The organism is Paraburkholderia sp. RL17-337-BIB-A (assembly GCF_046025895.1).
Taxonomy (GTDB): Bacteria; Pseudomonadota; Gammaproteobacteria; order Burkholderiales; family Burkholderiaceae; genus Paraburkholderia; species Paraburkholderia fungorum_C.
In genome coordinates this window covers 210031-226938 of record NZ_JARESY010000002.1, presented here as the reverse complement: position 1 = coordinate 226938, position 16908 = coordinate 210031, and the positions used below count along the sequence as shown (strand labels likewise).

Annotated in this window: 16 protein-coding genes and 1 pseudogene; 8 read left to right on the top strand and 9 right to left on the bottom strand. The window is 54.6% G+C overall.

From position 1 onward, the window contains the following. Positions 1-36: 36 nt before the first annotated feature. The gene (locus P0D84_RS22020; protein WP_408340337.1) at positions 37-810 is read left to right on the top strand and encodes a helix-turn-helix transcriptional regulator; all 774 of its coding nucleotides are present in this window, start codon (positions 37-39) and stop codon (positions 808-810) included. A 499-nt stretch (positions 811-1309) separates the two neighbouring features. Here the strand turns inward: P0D84_RS22020 and P0D84_RS22015 are convergent, their stop codons facing one another. The 4 genes from P0D84_RS22015 to P0D84_RS22000 all read right to left on the bottom strand — a co-directional run bounded on the left by P0D84_RS22015 (position 1310) and on the right by P0D84_RS22000 (position 4419). After that, the gene (locus P0D84_RS22015) at positions 1310-2650 is read right to left on the bottom strand and encodes a hypothetical protein (protein ID WP_408340335.1); all 1341 of its coding nucleotides are present in this window, start codon (positions 2648-2650) and stop codon (positions 1310-1312) included. Beyond that, on the bottom strand, positions 2647-3171 hold the full coding sequence (locus tag P0D84_RS22010; RefSeq protein WP_166660580.1) for an HD domain-containing protein: 525 nt from the start codon (positions 3169-3171) through the stop codon (positions 2647-2649). Before P0D84_RS22010 ends, P0D84_RS22015 begins: the two co-directional genes overlap by 4 nt. Before the next feature lie 226 nt (positions 3172-3397). Next, complete coding sequence (locus P0D84_RS22005; protein ID WP_408340332.1) at positions 3398-4033, bottom strand: hypothetical protein; 636 nt, start codon at positions 4031-4033, stop codon at positions 3398-3400. Positions 4034-4128: 95 nt separating this feature from the next. Continuing rightward, the gene (locus P0D84_RS22000) at positions 4129-4419 is read right to left on the bottom strand and encodes a hypothetical protein (RefSeq protein WP_408340330.1); all 291 of its coding nucleotides are present in this window, start codon (positions 4417-4419) and stop codon (positions 4129-4131) included. Between the two features lie 59 nt (positions 4420-4478). Here P0D84_RS22000 and P0D84_RS21995 point away from each other — a divergent pair, with 59 nt between their 5' ends. The 4 genes from P0D84_RS21995 (at position 4479) to P0D84_RS21980 (ending at position 7566) form a co-directional block, all read left to right on the top strand. Further along, the gene (locus P0D84_RS21995; protein WP_408340328.1) at positions 4479-4916 is read left to right on the top strand and encodes a hypothetical protein; all 438 of its coding nucleotides are present in this window, start codon (positions 4479-4481) and stop codon (positions 4914-4916) included. Continuing rightward, positions 4913-5089 (top strand): hypothetical protein, encoded by a 177-nt coding sequence (locus P0D84_RS21990; RefSeq protein WP_408340326.1) that lies wholly within the window; start codon positions 4913-4915, stop codon positions 5087-5089. Before P0D84_RS21995 ends, P0D84_RS21990 begins: the two co-directional genes overlap by 4 nt. Positions 5090-5811: 722 nt before the next feature. Continuing rightward, entirely contained in the window at positions 5812-7209 is a 1398-nt protein-coding gene (locus P0D84_RS21985; RefSeq protein ID WP_408340324.1) for a S8 family serine peptidase, read from the top strand. Positions 7210-7272: 63 nt separating this feature from the next. Beyond that, positions 7273-7566 (top strand): hypothetical protein, encoded by a 294-nt coding sequence (locus P0D84_RS21980; protein ID WP_120306465.1) that lies wholly within the window; start codon positions 7273-7275, stop codon positions 7564-7566. A 294-nt stretch (positions 7567-7860) separates the two neighbouring features. Here P0D84_RS21980 and P0D84_RS21975 read toward each other — a convergent pair whose 3' ends face one another. From P0D84_RS21975 to P0D84_RS21965, 3 genes are all read right to left on the bottom strand, one after another. Continuing rightward, the gene (locus P0D84_RS21975) at positions 7861-8736 is read right to left on the bottom strand and encodes an alpha/beta hydrolase family protein (RefSeq protein WP_408340322.1); all 876 of its coding nucleotides are present in this window, start codon (positions 8734-8736) and stop codon (positions 7861-7863) included. After that, positions 8729-10513 carry a hypothetical protein gene (locus P0D84_RS21970; protein ID WP_408340320.1) on the bottom strand — a complete coding sequence of 595 codons (1785 nt, stop codon included), beginning with the start codon at positions 10511-10513 and terminating at the stop codon, positions 8729-8731. Before P0D84_RS21970 ends, P0D84_RS21975 begins: the two co-directional genes overlap by 8 nt. Before the next feature lie 606 nt (positions 10514-11119). Then, positions 11120-12277 carry a hypothetical protein gene (locus P0D84_RS21965; RefSeq protein ID WP_408340318.1) on the bottom strand — a complete coding sequence of 386 codons (1158 nt, stop codon included), beginning with the start codon at positions 12275-12277 and terminating at the stop codon, positions 11120-11122. Between the two features lie 502 nt (positions 12278-12779). Between P0D84_RS21965 and P0D84_RS21960 the strand changes: the two genes are divergently transcribed. Both P0D84_RS21960 and P0D84_RS21955 read left to right on the top strand, forming a co-directional pair. Beyond that, a complete protein-coding gene (locus P0D84_RS21960; RefSeq protein WP_408340316.1) occupies positions 12780-13331 on the top strand; it encodes a hypothetical protein in 552 nt (183 codons plus the stop codon). Between the two features lie 173 nt (positions 13332-13504). Continuing rightward, positions 13505-14047, top strand: coding sequence for a hypothetical protein (locus P0D84_RS21955; protein WP_408340314.1), 543 nt, complete (start codon positions 13505-13507; stop codon positions 14045-14047). Positions 14048-14216: 169 nt separating this feature from the next. Here P0D84_RS21955 and P0D84_RS21950 read toward each other — a convergent pair. Both P0D84_RS21950 and P0D84_RS21945 read right to left on the bottom strand, forming a co-directional pair. After that, positions 14217-14516: pseudogene (locus P0D84_RS21950) on the bottom strand (TIGR00366 family protein); the annotation flags it as partial. 40 nt (positions 14517-14556) lie between these two features. Beyond that, the gene (locus P0D84_RS21945) at positions 14557-14832 is read right to left on the bottom strand and encodes a helix-turn-helix domain-containing protein (RefSeq protein WP_408340312.1); all 276 of its coding nucleotides are present in this window, start codon (positions 14830-14832) and stop codon (positions 14557-14559) included. Positions 14833-15265: 433 nt separating this feature from the next. Between P0D84_RS21945 and P0D84_RS21940 the strand changes: the two genes are divergently transcribed. After that, positions 15266-16861 (top strand): hypothetical protein, encoded by a 1596-nt coding sequence (locus tag P0D84_RS21940; protein ID WP_408340310.1) that lies wholly within the window; start codon positions 15266-15268, stop codon positions 16859-16861. The last annotated feature ends 47 nt before the right edge of the window (positions 16862-16908 follow it).

Sequence of the window (16908 nt, the reverse complement as noted above, 5' to 3'; positions counted from 1 at the left end):
GTAGACCACACCCTCGCACCAACTCACGCAGACGACTTGCCGCAAACCGTTGTCCAACGGTTGATGCATCTGGAACGATGTCTGTTCTGGCGGGGAGAATTGCAGCGAGCCGACCTTATTGACGCTTTCGGCATCAACCCGATTCAGGCTGCCAAGGATTTCCGCACCTACATGGAGCGGTATCCGGACAATATGGAATACAACAAATCACGCAGGCGCTACCTCCCCCTGCCAGGATTTGTTCCGAAACTGATCAAGCCCAAAACGCTCGACGAATTCGCGAGTATCGATTCCCCGCTCGTGCCTGTTGCGCGCTGGCCCCTACCGAATCGTCGTGCCACGCCTCAGGTGCTGCAGGCTATGGTGGCTGCGGTGCGGGAACGGCAAAAGATCGAAGTGGAATATCAATCAATGACCGGAGAAAAGCCTGGCTGGCGATGGCTCTCGCCGCATGCCTTCGCTTCAGATGGAGAACGATGGCATGTCCGCGCATACTGCCATACACGAGATGAATTCAGGGACTTTGTGCTGGGCCGGATTCTGGCAACACGAAAGGTAAAAAACTCTGAGGTTGACCCCTCTGGCGATCTCGACTGGACGACGGTCGTGAATGTACTCGTAACGCCCAACCGAGATCTTGCACTTGAGAAGCGTCAGGCAATCGCGTTGGAATATGATTTGCCGCTGCAGAGCATGGAGGCCACGCTGAGCCTACGACAGGCAATGTTATTTTACGTGAAGGCCAAATTTGATCCTGAGGGTAACGACGTACCTGCGGCGCATCAACTATCAGTTGATCAAAACTGGTGAATTATCACGATCTTCAGGCCTAGTTAATTCACATATGCACTTCCTGCGCATTGACATACTTTAATGGTGCTGACCGACCGCAGTATTTTCGACGGTGTCGATGATTGACCTCGATTGTTTACCTGTCAAACCTCGTATATAGCGATGACTGTAGACCTGCAGCCGGGTGACTCCGCCTGCGACATCGAACTGTTGAGTGGTCTGCCAGAGCCAAGGGTATGACAGACAAGGATTTCGCCGAAATGGTTGCCATCATCGGTATGGCTGCTGAAACCAATCGCCTTGCAACTGCATTCGACGTTCTAGTTGACAACTAGCCGGTACCCGATTGACCGAGCAGCATGGACCTTTGCATTGGGAAGATGTCGCAGTGACGGCTCTTCGAGACAGACTTATTGTGAAGCCTTGGCGTGTAGGTTATTGTGCCCGCCGCCGATGATGGACACTGCCCCCGAGTTTGCTTGCCCGTTACGACTCCCCAGCGCGCCAAGCCCCGCCTTCAGAAAGGTACGTAATCGTCGTCGGCCTCGATGTTCACGGCAGCGTCTACCGACGCTCTACCCGGAAACGCGTACTTCAGCATTGGGCAGATGCGCTCAATTCGTATCGCCGTCGGATGCAGGTTACACATCATCCGTGGAGGTAGTCTGGCAGTGTCGGTGCCGGGATTTAATTCCTTTGCCAGTTTGATATATTCGTGCCCAAAGGCAATGGGATTCCAGTCATACTCGGCCAGCAATGTTTTACCGTCAAAATGAAAGATGACTGGCGCGTGGTTGCGGAACTTGAGGAGGATATCTTCGTGCTTCAGTACTGGCAGCGACAATATGCCGTGTCCAAACGACAAGTCCCACGAAGCCCTGTGAGCCTCGCGCTCGCAGACAGCCAGAGCTGTCCGGTTAATTCTCGTGAGAGCCGCGATGTCGGTTCCCGCAGGGGCGCGCACGACGAGAGCGAGTCGTTCGTCAGTGCAGGCTTTTATGGTTAACGGAAAAGAATCTCGCTCCAGCAGATACGCTGTGACATTTTCACGCTCCTCGTCGGCCTCGTCAGAAAAGTCCCAACTGAGGGCCTCTGAATGACCGACCATACCATCACTGTGGTGCCTGCTCGTGTACTCGCTGGCGTGCCACTTTCCATACAGCTCAGCGACCGGGCCGGGAAGTCGAGTTTGCCAGCTCCATTCAGCCTGGGTCTGAATGGTCGAAAGCCAGCCGGGGAAAAACTCCTCGCATAGGGCAAGCGCCGACGTGAGGGGGCTGCTCAAGCCTTGGCGCACCTGGAGAACCTCATTTGCGAGCAATGCTGCGGCTTGCAGCATGCGGCAGTGTCGGGCCAACCTGGAAAGGAATTCTTCGACCGCGTTGTCCCCGCGAAGGGTCTCAAGCAACTCCGGATAGACGTCGAAGACCCACGTCTCGATACTATCCGGATTGAGATTCCTGTAGAAATCGAGGCCCCGGTCGAACTGTCGAATCTGGTTGGCGGCGTACGACAGAGCCCACTCCACCGGGCGGTCGGCCCATTGGTGACGGAAGTCATACGGAATAGGCGGCTCGTAATCGTAGTCAACGTCATCCCTGTTGTCAGTGATGTCGTCGACGCAATCCTGGTTAGGGAACTCAAGGGTTTCGCTGGAAGGCGAGTTGGTGTCAGTCGACATGGCAAGAAGGAGCAAGTAGTAAGAACCACGTATTGCTCCTGGTTTTATCCATAAACCCAGCCTGCAGCTGGCACCGCGCGCTTCGTCCGGACACCACGAGACAGGCCTCAAAAACTTCCTTGCAGACTTCAACCGTGTTGCCGCCGAGCGGCGCGACACCGTTTTGTCGACAGTCAAGCAACTTTGCTTCGCGCCAACCGGTCATCTGCTCCTGCCGCAATCTCTTCAAACAGGATGTCGAGTTCCGCGAACAAGTCCCAACGGGTAAGTCCAGACCGCTCGGCCGCGCTATCAATGATTACAAGCTCAAGCGCCTTCTCCCGCTTTCCCTTCCACAGTTTGTCGGCGAGCGCAACAAGCCGTTCTTCAAAAGTGACGCCATCAGCAGCCCACACAGCGTGCGAGACGCAACAGTGCGCCAGCTTTGGGTCGACGCCCCGCTCAAGCAACATCCGCTCGCCCGCGACCTCATGCTGACTGCCTGGTCCGTCCAGTTCCTCAGGAAATAGCATTTTCCCGGCATCGTGGATCGCAATTCCGCATTCAACGAAATTGGCGTCAAAATGGATGCCACGCTTCTGCAGATTTGCGACAAGCGCCTCGCCGGCCTCGCCAACGAGCTCGACATGCCGGATCAATCGTGCGGATGCCCCGAGGTTGCGTAGCAGGCAATAGGCATCAAAACGGTTGTTGAGCATTCGAGCGGCCTGTGAGGGTTTATCACGAAGAGCGGTCACGCAATCGGGGATGGCACTGCATAACAAATATCCGCCGACATTGCTTCAGTTGCAGAGCCTTCCCGACAGCAGGACCACCCGCCAGATTGACTTCCGTTTGGCGCATAGTCAACGCATACGGACTGGCCGAGACTATCAGGGTCTTTTCCTTCCTCGTCTACGCTCTCAAGCAGATCTTCCGATAACGTTAATTTTTGGAACCGCCTCTTGAGCCACGCCCATCCCAAGCAGAGAAGCCGGCGTATAGCCTTTCTGCGGCCGTGACGACGTCTCGCGTCGCCAGGATACTCACCGGCGAATACGTCACCGTCAGGTCGGCTATAAGGCTGTTCAAGCTTTCAGAAATCGTCCCGCTAGCGATCCTATACATCGCTTCCTGCAAAAAAAGAACCCCTTTGCGCCCCATTTCCCGTCTGTACTTGTGAATACCGCGTTTGTGTCGAACGCCGAAACCTTGAAGCCACGTGTCGGCGTCGCCCTCAAAAGCAAATGCTACATGCCCGGTCTGGTCCATGCGGTCCATTGCATGCCAAACTTCCGAGTCAGTAGGGTCAGCAAGCCATGTGTACAGAGCGCCCCCGGTCTGTACTTGCACCGTGATGATGACGCACGCATCCGCTTCGATTGCACCAATCGCCATTGATGCCCCTCCGTCTACATGGCGTAGAAACTTTGCATCGTCAACAGAGGTAACGAAAACTGGCGTGTCCGAGCGCAGAGCTGACGCGCCATTCATACGGGCCGCCATCTCACCGGCACGCTCCAGCCGCCCAAACTGAATCAACTCTTTCCCTACGGTTGATTCGAACTTCCCTGATTCCATTCTTTCACCTAATACAAATTTAACCACGACTCCACATCCCCATAACGCTACTCGATACTAACCGCTCACTTTCTCTATGGCAAATCGTTATCAAATCACAATTTAAATCCATTAAAATTATTATCAAAGCAATTCCAATTATTTATATCCATTTTCAATTCCAACTCGCCATGCGAACGTCCACGCGGCCGCGCGGCATCGCGCTCAAGTTCGTCTTCATGCCATGGATTTGCGCTCAACGCATCATGGGAAATTTGAGTTTCGCGCAGCTTGCAGGTCAAACAATTCTGGACGCGGTAGCAATTTTTTTCTGAAAAATCGAACACGTTCGCGCCCGGATAAAACGGCTTTCTATTATAAAAGTAGCGCTGACGGCTCTGCTTCACTCGCACTCCCGCCGCGATCCTTTTAACCACATCGAAAAAATAAATTAACGAGCTTTGCCATGAATGAACCCAAAATTCTGACTATCCAGCTCAGCACCGATGCACTGAACTGGGAACTTGCCCTCCAAATCATGGAAGACTGTCGACAGGCCTGCGAGCCTTCTTCCTACAGAACCACAGCAAATGCTATCTTCGTCCGCCCCGATTTGGTGAGGGACGATGCATGCGTGGTCATCGCCTTGCCGGGAATTTCGTCGGCCGATGTGCCACCTTCGACCGAACAACCGCAGGCTCTTGTGCTGAGAGGTCGACCCGACGGCAGAGGCACAGCCTGCCTGGAATTGCGAAGCGGGCAAGTCCTGCTTGAGACGTACACCTTGGGTCTGGCGGAGCCGGGCTCGCAATACCGCGTACTGTATCTGTTTGAAGACGGCTGTTTCCTTGACGTCATCCCAGCAACGGAAGCACTTCAGGAAGAACGTGGATACATGAAATGAACGCGCAATCGCGACATCCCGTTGATGATGAGCCGTCTGACAGCGAAACCGCCCACGCGTTCGAGCTTCCGGTTGTTATCAAACGGGCGTTGAACGTAACTGAATCCGAGTCAACTTCTGACAACGACTGTCTCGCCACATCCAACGACGACGAAGAACCCATCCCTTTCTGACTGACGCCGGAACTGTTTTCGGCGCGAGGCAATTCTGGAATCAGATATGAAGACACAATCGCTCCTGTGGATGGGCGCTAACGTACCACCGAGTGACTGAATGTATTGCTTCGCAATCGGCGAATATCCCGCCTGGACACGACGCTAATTACATACTCACACTTGGATAGGGAATGCCGACAGGTGTCTTCGGGGTGCATAAACAACGCCGCTATGCTATCTTCAAAAACGCTGATTATCAGACTATTCCGCACTTACCTGCATAACGACGACACTTCACTTCGGATCTCGATTAGACGAAGTGCGACGGCCAGTAAGGCCATAGAAAGCAATAGCCGACCGCAGGATAGCTAACTATGAATGCCAAGAAGACAGCGAGGAGCCTGCGTGGCCTGTCACTCAGTAATCCAGGGGGTGGAGCGAAAAAGACCGCCAGGCGCCTAGGCAATCCCAAGGCCCGTAGGCTGATGATTGCTCGAATGGCGGCCGGCCCACAAGTCTTCCCGGAGCGAACACGCGAAACGCAAAGAGCCGCCCTCGTACTGTCGCAAACCTCACTTCGAAGAAAGAGAGGCGTGCCGGCTCGGCGGAAATCATTCGTCTTACCGCGTTCTTTGCCCCGGAATCAGCCCTTCGAGGACTTCGGCGGCCTTGCAGGGCGAGCCAATGTAATTGCATGCGCACCAGGTCTGCGCGAAGTGGTGATGCGTTCGCCTCGACTCATGAAAAGAGCCAAGGAACTTGCGACGCATGTTTTCTTCAGCCTGGAAACTCCGAGCGTAAGCGGCGAAGAGTTTCCATTTCACGCGTCGGCCGACACCCGCATCGACTTCGACAGATTTCGCCCTGACGAGCGCCGACGCGAGCGCATCATCGACGCGTTACTCGCGCGAGGATTCTCGCTCGTGCACAAGGGGATCTTCTCGACATCGTTTGAAGGACCATACATACTTTTTCAGGAACACCTGGGAATCAAGCTATGTCTCTATGCCGCGTCTTTAACAGATGTGACGGATTCGACGGTAAGTCGGCGCTTCGAGCAACCGACGGAAGATATGCTGTTCCTCGCACCGCTCGACAAACCGGATAGGATCGTCACGATTGAAGGCGTTGGGTCCCTCGAGTTCTCACCGCCTACCATTTATTCTGCGGCAGCGAGGCAGATATCCTCCACGCCACCCCATATACCCAATCGCTATCTGGACGCTCTTTCGATTAGACGTCACCTCAACATCCCAGATGACGGACCAACGGGAAAGGGCATTGTTGTTGCAATGATTGATTCAGGGTTCTGGGATCACCCGTACTTCGCTCGCTACCGCTATCGACCACAGCCTACCGGCGGGTGCCCTTTCCCCGGCATTGACCAGTATGGCCACGGAACTGCGATGGCCATGAACTTCTTTGTCGTGGCACCAGATGCAACGCTCCTCGGATTCCAGCAGATTCGTGCGCTGCCCGATGTCGCGTTCGATAGCGCGTTGCAGGCAGGGGCGAAGATCATCTCCTGCTCCTGGGGTGTGGCACCGCACAGACAACTCACCAAGCTGATTCGGTATGCTGTATCTCAAGACCGAATCGTTCTTTTCGCTGCAGGAAACGGCCATATTCAATGGCCCGGCAATATGGATGAGGTCATCTCTGTGGGGGGTGTTCACATCGATGACCAGGATGTGAAGCATGCGAGCAAGATAGCGAACGGGTACGTGACTGCCGGCGGCCGCAACGTGCCAGACGTATGCGGCCTTGCTGGCCGTGAGCCTTATGGGATTTACATACTGTCTCCGACTCAGCCTGGAAGCTTTCTTGATAAGACTCATGCATCGCTGCCGCCTCCAGACTGCGATTACACCGATCCTGATGATGGCTGGGTCGGCATCGGTGGCACCAGCGCAGCAACGGCGCAGCTTGCGGGTATAGTTGCGCTGCTTTTTGAAAAAGCCGAAGATAGGGCCGGGAAAAACTCATTGGATCAGCAAGAAGTAGTAAGCATTTTACGTGCCAGTTCACGCGACGTATTTAAAGGCGTGAGCGCACAAGGTAATCCGGCGGGCCCGAAACCGTCGATTGCTTGCGGCTTCGGCTTCGTGGACGCGGCCGCAGCGTTGGCACAAGTTTAGCCAGGAACTGACTGTAAGAATCGGGTTCTATACTTACGCCAACAACCTCCAAAGGAGGGAGTGATGTCCATCCTAGCCACGGTAACGCTCAAAGACACGTTTGACGACGAAAACCAACCGCCAGCCCGGGAAGCGGTGGCTCAGGTCGCACACGTTCTTGACGACCAAGGTTTCAGGGTGATTCACGAAGGCTTGTTCGGCGTCAGTATCGAAGGCGAGCCTGCTGATTTCCAACGCGTCTTTGGCCTGTCCCCTGAGGGACAATCATCGTTCTCTGCTGAAATTACCGACTCTATCGAAGAGCTCAGAGATACCGTCGAACGCCTTGAGGTCGCCGACGAAAGAATAGACTATTAAAGATTGACTGAAAAATACCCGGATTTCCGGGTATTTTTTTGCCCTCGTTCCGATCTCTACCTGGCGATTCTCCCGCGAATCTTCCATCCGAAGGCATTTGTCTACACCGATCAATCAGCGGCAAAGTCGCCGAGGCGCCTTCCCGCAAAACGCGTCATCTCGGGCATTCAACCAGGCAAGAAGATGTCGCGCACTATAGCGCTCGGCATTTGTACGTTGCCTGCGCGCTGACGTCTTGAGCTCTAACAGACAATGACCAGATCAAATGCACCTCGCGCAAACTGGCTGTGTGGCTCACTGAATCAAGGCATCGAAAATTCGTCTCGCGACAACGGGATCGTCCAGATATCCAACAATGCCGTGCTTGTTGTCCGTCCAGTTTTTCACCTGCGAGTGATTTTCGATTGACGGACTGACCTTGAAATGCGGCGGCGCCAACGGAAAAAGCGCAACCCCGTCTCGGTCATCGCGTGCATTAAACCACGTCGCGGCGCATGGAGGATGTTTGACTGGCGAAAGCAGTTTTCTGATTCGACTGATTCCCAAAGGGGAACCGAGCGTCACGAACAAGGGCACCTTGCGTCCCAGAGTTGCACAATGCTTCTGAAGCATTCGATATGCGACGACGCTTCCCAAGGAGTGGCCGACCACCACCAGATCGTCGTCTGTGGCAAACGCGGCGTCCACTATCTTGTCGACGACGAGCTGAACGTCACTCCTTTGCATATATTTATGGACGTCGCGCGCCATCGTCATAATTGCAAGGCTCGTCGCAAAGCCTGCCTGTTGATCAATTGCGCGAGCAGTCGCAAGCGTTAGTGCCCAGTTGCCGGGCCCACGGTCTTTGACTGACTCGTCGCCCTCGACCGGTATCTCGGCAACATCGATTCCTTCGTGGCGTGCGACTTCACCCAATACATCGCTGATGAATTCAACTTCCTTGTCGTTCAGGTCTCCGCGCGACTTGACACCGTCAGTCTTCGAAGGATATGCGGCCTTGTACAATGCATCGCCGTAGTATGGAAAACAGATGTCACTATCAGCTACTGGCCGCTCCAAGCCACATGCTTTCAAGCCCTTTTCCCAAGCGCCAATCCACTCCAGCTTCAGTTCTTCCGAATCTTTGTTTTCCTGCGAGCGCCCATGTATCAGTATCAGTTTCTTACCCATGGTTGCTCTCTCCCGGGAAAAAGGTTGTCGGCTCCTCTATTACGATTCGCTCAAGATGCGACCACGCTTCGGGGTCAAACATTGTCCAGACAGACGATTTCACATAGGGCAGCAAGTGAGAGAATTTAGCGTCCAACTTTTCAGCAATTGAAGTCAGAGACCATCCTTGGGCGAGCATAGGGAACCAAGTGAAAAATACTTTCTTGCCCAGCGACTCAAACTTCTTCGGGCTTGCGAGCAAAGCAAAATCGAGAAACTGAAACCCGAAGTCGTTACCCATGCGACGAGCGATCCAACGCACTTTATCGAACTCGCCACGACTATTGAATGCGTAGGCCGAGTAAAGTGCCAGCGACAAATCGAGTTTTTTGCGCGTCGTGAGGATCGAACTCATTTGTTCCCCCTCTGCCCTGGCAAGCTCGAGGAATCCGAACCGCGCGGCCGTCGCAGCGACGGCGCTCAGTATCGTCAAACCCTTATCTGCGGGCCGCTCACCGACAGCTTTGCGTCGTTCCGAAGGGTAAGGCTCATAGGAGATGTGGACAATCTGATTGTCCGCAAAATGAACGCGGCAAAGCATTCCCGCTATCGTTGGGACGATTACACAAGCTTCACCGTTTAGTTCAAGCAGCACGCTACAGGCGCGGATGTCACCCAAGTCACCGAATGCGACGTTGCCCTCACGAGTAAGCTCCTGGTCACCCGAATAGAGTCTACTCATCACAGCGCCAGAAACCTCAATTCCCGCAGCCTTCGATGGCCCGGATAATTTTCGCGAAGGACGGCCGACGGCCGACTCATAGCCGGTAACCAGGGTCTGGATTCCCTCGTCACGGCGGTCTGCACTTGCGAGATCCCGTTCGAACTTCTTGACGTCTCCCGACATGGCGCTGGAGAGCAGTCTATCCATGAAATCGGTCGTTGCGTCGGTCATCAGGACCTCCGGAGTTTGCGGATACCCCAGTGAAATTTCGGACGAGTACGCTGTAGACGTATCCTCTCCTGCAGGATTATTAAGCAAAGAGAGCCAACTATTTTCATCAGACGAAATCCTAGCGATAGGACGCTGGCTGACATTATGCGGCGCAGCCGCTACCGGCACCTCTCTTTCCAGGAAGTCGGCAAGCCGCCTCGTCCGAACCAGCGAAGTTTGCGGGCCCGCCCTGTCTAGAATCTCGGCCGGCGTTCCTCGCAGTGCATCGATCAGCAAGGCCGAATACACAGCATCATAATGGTTAGGAACACGGAAGCCACGAACTTCCGTCGCGGGATCGCCGAGCCGCGTCGCAAAAAAGCGATCAACTTTCCCCTCGGGCGCATCGGCGGGATTGTTGGGGAAAAGGCATCCTCCGGCGAGCGTCTGCGCCGCTACAGTGATTGGCACAGTTCGACAAGCATCCGAAATCAGCACCACGTTCGGGATGCCAGATGTCCACGCGACGTTCACGCTCAGTTCAACATTAACGAATTCGTTTACGTCGTCGGGCGCCCGGCTCAGCAACCAGAACTCGCTACGGAAAAGATTCAGGCCATGGCCTGCGAAATAGATTACAAGTTGTTCAATGTCGTTATCTCTGATGACGTCCAAAATGGCGTCGACGATTTGATGCATCCGAATTGGCCCATCTCTATCTGTGAGCAGCGCCACATGCTGTTGCGTCATGCCTTGAGCTAGAGCCCATTCACTCATCGCTTCGGCGTTAGCCGCCGCCGCTGATAACTCTGGCAGATTGCCAGCCCGATCAACGCCAATTAGAACAGCAGCACGGACTGTCACGGCAAGTCTCCTTTTTCTCGTTTTGTGTTCGTCCCGGCGCAACTCAATCTCTGAGTTCGACCTTCAGCCGTAAAGCTCTCTGCGCGCACTATTTCTAACTTGAGCTCACCGCATAGGTACATACCGCACTCAACCGCAGATAGCGCGTCGGTGTCTCTGACTACTGTGCGAGGCGGCATACGACCCGAGCTGGCCGGCTTTGTTTTCCGCATGTGGCCAAATATGCACGGCTTGCGCTAGGCCCACGCGTCTGGTCGAATCCCGAAGATTACTAAGGTACATCAATCTATCGGCTGATGCTGAAATGTCCTAAGTCGACCACGTTTGGGCGGTCATGGTCTGCGCGAACATGTAGGTGCCACTCACAATCGCGAGAGACTAACGCGCTAGCCAATAGACAAATAAACGAACGGGCCACTCAAGTCGCGCCGGGAGGATAGCGGACGTTCGCGCCGGATTCCCAGCGCACTCGCATCTTGTCATTTTGCGAACTTCCACAGACTCTCCGAGTTCGCAGTCCAAGGTAAGGCAAGCATGCGCCATGCTGAAGCCTCCACCCGCTCAACACACTATCAGATATCAACTGCAATCCGAAACGCCTGCGTCTTAAGCAGACTCGGCCGTTGCGGACAGGATCCCCATTGCCCTGATGACAGCATCGGCACCTTTCAGACCATCTCGCTCCAGATATTCCGACTCGTCCTCTTCACCCCTGCGGTCAAAGTCGGCCATCAACCAGTCGTAGATATCCTCCCGCATCTCCGGCCGGACATCTGGAGGCAGCGCCAGCAACCGCTCGGCGCAGAGTTCGTCGAATGACCGCATGCACAAACCAAGCTCGAGGTCCTCGACATACTCAGTGAGTTCGTCCGGTGACGAAGCAGTCATTTCTCGCTCGAAATCGGGCGCGTAAGTTTTGACAACGTTCATGACCGCGCTCGAGGACACTGCCCTCCAAAACCCGGGTCGTGCTTGCGTCTCATACAACTCATCCATGGCACGAAATAGCAGAGACGGGTAGCTAGCCGCTGGGTTCTGGCGAGCACTCCCAAGATATCGCAGCAATCCCATGTAGAACGGTCGCCCGGCTTCATCCGCCTCTGCAAGTGCCAACTTCCCGAGCGCGTCGTTTCCAGCATCACCTGACTTCGCCGAAGTGCTCTCCTTGATGTCGGCACCTCCAAGCGCGGCAACGTGTCGCCGAGCGGCATCAGCATATGCTGATGCCAAAGTATCATCGCTCGCTTCGAATCGTTCTGCGGTTTCGACGTACAAGGCCTTCGCCTCCGACGACCGTCCAATCATCTCCATGCAATGCGCGAGATTGAACCTCGCGGCGACAGGGCTACTTCCGAGGTGACGGCTCGCGGAGCCGGGGTAACTCTCGACGTCTTTAACAATCGCATCGACGCTTCCGTAGCGCAGAATGTTGGGCAGAAAAATTCCCATTGTCATCTCGAGCGTCGACAAAAAACCACTTTCGTCGGACATCGTGCTGCCCGAGCAAACTCCTGCCACGGTGTCATAAGTCATGAGCTTGTCAGGTGTCGGGCCGTCGTCCAGTTCGTGGCAGAAGACTGAGTATGTGCGCACGCTCACCCAGTCTCGACCCGCCATTTCCTCAGTCGCAAACAGGACGCCCTGTCGCATCCCTGGAGCGCGGCGCTCCGCCAGTTGCGGGGCAATCAAGCTGAACCCATGCTGCGCGAGCGCGCTGCTCACATAATCCGCAAAAGCCTTCAAAGTAGTGCGTGATAAATTCATTAACGTGTATATCCTGGTTCGTAGAGCCAACGTGATTCACTGTTCCCAGCAATTGCGCAAATCATAGCCACGTTATCCAAGACAGGCAACATAGTATTTAAGCCGGTTTAAATAATTAAATTCAATCTGGTCTCGACCGATACCCTGATTTTTCAGCAACAAGAGATTTGACAAACCCCTACCTGGCATGCCTTTTATACCATTTTTCGCCAAATCAATTTCGCCAGCCATTTGATAACAATTATCAAATCATACAAACCCGATAAATGTATAAATTCTTATGTTTTCAATTTTTTGAGCAACGCATTCGATATGTCCCGTTTAAAATAAATTTTCGGCAACCTATTGAGTTTTCCTGACTCATTCGATAGTCTTAATTTAACGGAACGACAATCGGTTTAATTGCATCACCAGCGAACGACACAACGGGAGCAGGTTGCTATACGACAAGAGACCGTCGTCTGCAAACCGCTGCTAGATATAACTGAAAGGACAGTGAGATATGTATGACAGCCTTTGCGCTGCGCCCGGAATCAAGGATGAGTTGGCCGCAGCACTCCTCAAGCACTGCAAAGCCAACCCGGACCGGACGGCTTACGTCGTGCCCCGGTCTGAGATTCTTGAGATGCCTGAACGGTCGCCTGCACGCTCGAACGAAAAGTTCGTCGTGATTGCATTGCCGGATATTCTGGCCGGGGAAATTGACCATGCTGCGCAGGAGATTCGCGTCGAGGTTCGAACGCGCCCTGACGGAACTGACACGGAATGTGTGATGGCCGCTGGTGGAACAGTAGCTATATCTGGGCGGACCATTCAAGCCGCACGCGCTGACTTGAACGGTCAACTCCTCATTGCGTGGATGTTTGCGGATAGCCTTGAGTTCACTGAGTACACGATTTTGACTACGCACATCGAGGACTTGCAGGCAACTCAACAGGCCGCCCAGAGCAATGCCCGTTTCACTCTCCGAGAGGCCGCAGCGCCAGCACATAGCAATGAACAGGTCATAGGAGTGTTCGAGCACATCGTGGTCGAGGTTGAACCGTCACATTGATAGTGGCACTCGAAAAGGTACACCCATCCTATTCCAAAGGGTGTTGGTGACAGATGTGAATTTTTTCCGACTGCCGACCCGATGCACAGTCGGCAGACGATGTGGACAACTGCAACGACCGAACAGTTCCAACGCTGGGGGACGCTTGTCGCGTCCTAGCCAATTCAAAGCTAATGATGCAGACAATCGAAGTGTTAGTTGATGGACAACAAACAGAGGACTTTGACGAAGAGGACATCCTCGAGGAGTTCATCGAACGGGTTCAACGTCGTGCAGCAGAGCCCGACTCGCCGCAGATGTTTGTCGTGCCGCTGCCAGAATTGTTTGGTCTTTCAGTCGACGATTCGGAGAAGTGTGTGGCCGTCGTGGTCGACGACCTATTGCCACGAGACATCCGAATCCAGTGCGAATATTTTTGCGTAGACGTTCAGGTCAAGCGAAATGGAAAAAGTGCGACGTCACTTGTTCTCGCAGGAGGTCGCGTTATCATTTCCGGCGATATCGTTCCTGAGATATGGCACGAAGACGATGGCCGTCTCGTCACTCTCTGGTTGTTCAGAAACTCGAACGCGAGGCTGTGCGAGTACGTCTACCATAACAACATCGACCGAGCGTTTTCTATGACTTTCCAGGTTCGGGAGCGCTCCAACGAAGCGCGTGACGAAGCGAAGGCGGAAAAAGCTGCGCTGATGTTCGATGACTTTCAGATTCTCTGATGCTACAGATGATTGACAGTTCAACCGATTTGACCCAAGTAATTTGCGGAGGCTTGTGCCTCCGCTTTTTTTGCCCTGTCAATCCATGCCTGACAATCGTCGCAGTAGCAAATAATGCTCGTGATCGGTACGCCGAGAGCCTCATAGGTAAGCGACCACGCTGCCTGAATCAGAACAGGTAGAGGCCAGCGACAAACACTACGCCGGAAAAGAGCAACGCTGTCACACAGTACCCTATGATGTCCCGTACGCCGAGGCCTGCAATAGCCAACGCCGGCAGCGCCCAGAACGGTTGCGCCATGTTGGTCCATGCCTCGCGGTAAGCGATTGCCATCGCCGATTTGCCGAGATCTGCGCCTATGGCCTTCGCAGCTGGCATGACGAACGGCCCCTGCACTACCCAGTGTCCACCACCGCTCGGGACCGCGAAATTGGTGACCGCCGAACTTAGGAAAGCCAGAAGCGGGAACCCACACGCTATTCCCCCGCAGATTCACGACACCTACGCGCTAGTCTTTGCGAGGATTTGGCAGACCCTCCAATTCTTGATCATAAAGTCCGAGGCGCTCCGAAGCGTCCATCATCGCCTGGATGCCTGCCTTCTGCCTCGCTCGCATCTCATTCTTGTACTGAAGAACGGCCGCTCGAAGAAGCTGCACGGTGCTCTCCGGCGCCTGCTGAATCGCCGTAAGGTCACCTCGTTCGAGAAGCTTACGAACGTGCGTTCTGGAGACAAAAAGGATCTTCGCCGCTTCTTCAACCGTCAGCATTTCATCCTTGTCCATGAGCAGGCCTCCACAGCCGAGTGGAAATTAGGGTCAAACAATGTGAATGGCGGCGTGAAGCTAGCCAGATGCTCGAACAAGGCCGTCATCTCGCCATACAATCGCCCCGCTACCCTACATCGACAACCGTAGCATGATTTGCCCGGGTCGATTCGAGCGCGGATTGAAGACCCCTCCGCTAACGTAGTAGATCGCTCTTTGTTGGACGCGAAAGTCGCAGATATCCACCGGTTGCGCTGGTAGGAATGGCAGACCTGAGTCGGCGTCAATTCGGCGCACCGGGCCGTCTACCCTGAATATAGCCATATAGCAGACCGGCGCCATCTATTGCGCCAGCATCTCCCGAAAGACGCTGAGCAACGGCTCTCGTAACATCACACCAACGGCTAAAACCCAGTTTCTACAGGTTCCACAACACATCCTGGAGCCAAACATGGAAACAAACATCGCCCGTACACGCGTCATGACCATCGAAGCATCATTGATTTACTCCGTCCGCCTTCTCGCGGATATGGACAGCGCTGCTGGCTTCGGAGGAGTACGCCTCATCCCGGAGGTTTTTATCTGGACTCTGGAGCAGATTAATCCGTCGCTCATCCAGCAACTGCGCGGGCTTGACCTTCTCGACAGGTTTCGGCTGCGACTTGCCCAGTATCAGGAACTTCGCGCCCTCGCCGGGCCACTGAGATTCGAAAATCATCTGCGAGCCGAAGCGGAAATATGCACCGACTTGCAGGACGTTGGATATCTCGGACTTCATGATATCCAATATGCTCTGGACTACGGTGATTGGCGCCCAGCAGACCGCTCAGCGCGCCTCTGTTTCAAAAGGGTCCTACGCGCCTCCAGTGCCACGCCGTATCCACAGTACGAAATGGTCGGAGACCTCGGCGAGCCGCTCCCATTCGGCACAAAGGGTTCATTCCCCGCCTGCGAACAATTCGCGACCGTCATGGAAGACACGTCCGCCACTCTCTATGCGCAGATGGCCGAACCGGTGGAGACTGCACTCAAGCATATCCGGCGCGAACTCGTCGCAAACGACGATGGTCGCAAAAACAGACATTGGGCTCACGTTTATACGTCCGTTCTCGGAGCGTGGTTGCAGGAGGATTTGCCCGAGCTGGCGGCCGAGGTATTAGCTGCCGGACAGGCCGAAGCATTCTTCACCGAACTTGCCCGATTCCGGCACTCCGTTGAACAGGTTGAGCACATCTGGAATGCAATGGGAAAAACTGTCCGTGCGCTGGTGCTGCGCGCCGACGAACCGACAGCGTCACTGGTCATCGCAGAGTTTGTGCGAGCCGATGACACTGCCGAGGACGAACTACCTGCATGGACCTCGCTCCTTCGAAACATGCTGAAGCGTCGCGGCTCGGCAGAAGCCTCGGCGGAACGAAACAGGATGACTGAAATCGTAGCAACTCGCCAGACGTCCGACGCCGCCGAACAAATCCGACACGCCCCGAATGCACTACATACCTGCTATCTGATTTCCTGCGCCGACTTGCCAGAGTCGCTTCGCGGAACGGTCAGCGAACGGCAATGCCTTGCGGTGAGGTTACCTGAAGAGCGCCTTCAAATTGCGCAAACATTGGGTCAAGCCCCCGGGCTTGAATGCTTCTTCTCCGAAGAGACCGGACCGGGAAAAGTCTGCAAAACTCAACTGTCCGTAAGCCGGGTTTTCTGGTGCGAATACAACGCGTTGTGGCCGGCACTCTTTCGTTTCCGGCGTGCCATCCCGGTCTTGTTCATATTCGACCAGCAGTGCATCCTGGTTCAATACCCGTTCGAGCATTTTTCGGACCTTCGACAAATCACGGATGTCCACCCCCGTTATTACAGCACCGTCTACATTTCAGATGGCCCGTGGACGGATTGGTTAGCACAGGAAAGTCTAGATTCGCTTCCCGACGGGACGCAACTTAAGCCGGCGATGCTAGAGCAAGTTATCGACCTATGCGGCCGGATCCACGCCAACCCTTTGGCGGATGCTTATTCAGCTAGTCGCCCAGCGCAATCTTACTGAGCAATTGTCTGCGACGGCCGCCCAGCAGGCGGCCCACAGCTAGGCCC

What these genes read in the sequence shown, in the direction of transcription:
- P0D84_RS22010 (WP_166660580.1), bottom strand. Translation starts at nt 3,171, where the DNA reads ATGCTCAACAACCGTTTTGATGCCTATTGCCTGCTACGCAACCTCGGG.
- P0D84_RS22005 (WP_408340332.1), bottom strand. Translation starts at nt 4,033, where the DNA reads ATGGAATCAGGGAAGTTCGAATCAACCGTAGGGAAAGAGTTGATTCAG.
- P0D84_RS21995 (WP_408340328.1), top strand. Translation starts at nt 4,479, where the DNA reads ATGAATGAACCCAAAATTCTGACTATCCAGCTCAGCACCGATGCACTG.
- P0D84_RS21990 (WP_408340326.1), top strand. Translation starts at nt 4,913, where the DNA reads ATGAACGCGCAATCGCGACATCCCGTTGATGATGAGCCGTCTGACAGC.
- P0D84_RS21985 (WP_408340324.1), top strand. Translation starts at nt 5,812, where the DNA reads ATGAAAAGAGCCAAGGAACTTGCGACGCATGTTTTCTTCAGCCTGGAA.
- P0D84_RS21980 (WP_120306465.1), top strand. Translation starts at nt 7,273, where the DNA reads ATGTCCATCCTAGCCACGGTAACGCTCAAAGACACGTTTGACGACGAA.
- P0D84_RS21975 (WP_408340322.1), bottom strand. Translation starts at nt 8,736, where the DNA reads ATGGGTAAGAAACTGATACTGATACATGGGCGCTCGCAGGAAAACAAA.
- P0D84_RS21965 (WP_408340318.1), bottom strand. Translation starts at nt 12,277, where the DNA reads ATGAATTTATCACGCACTACTTTGAAGGCTTTTGCGGATTATGTGAGC.
- P0D84_RS21960 (WP_408340316.1), top strand. Translation starts at nt 12,780, where the DNA reads ATGTATGACAGCCTTTGCGCTGCGCCCGGAATCAAGGATGAGTTGGCC.
- P0D84_RS21955 (WP_408340314.1), top strand. Translation starts at nt 13,505, where the DNA reads ATGATGCAGACAATCGAAGTGTTAGTTGATGGACAACAAACAGAGGAC.
- P0D84_RS21945 (WP_408340312.1), bottom strand. Translation starts at nt 14,832, where the DNA reads ATGGACAAGGATGAAATGCTGACGGTTGAAGAAGCGGCGAAGATCCTT.
- P0D84_RS21940 (WP_408340310.1), top strand. Translation starts at nt 15,266, where the DNA reads ATGGAAACAAACATCGCCCGTACACGCGTCATGACCATCGAAGCATCA.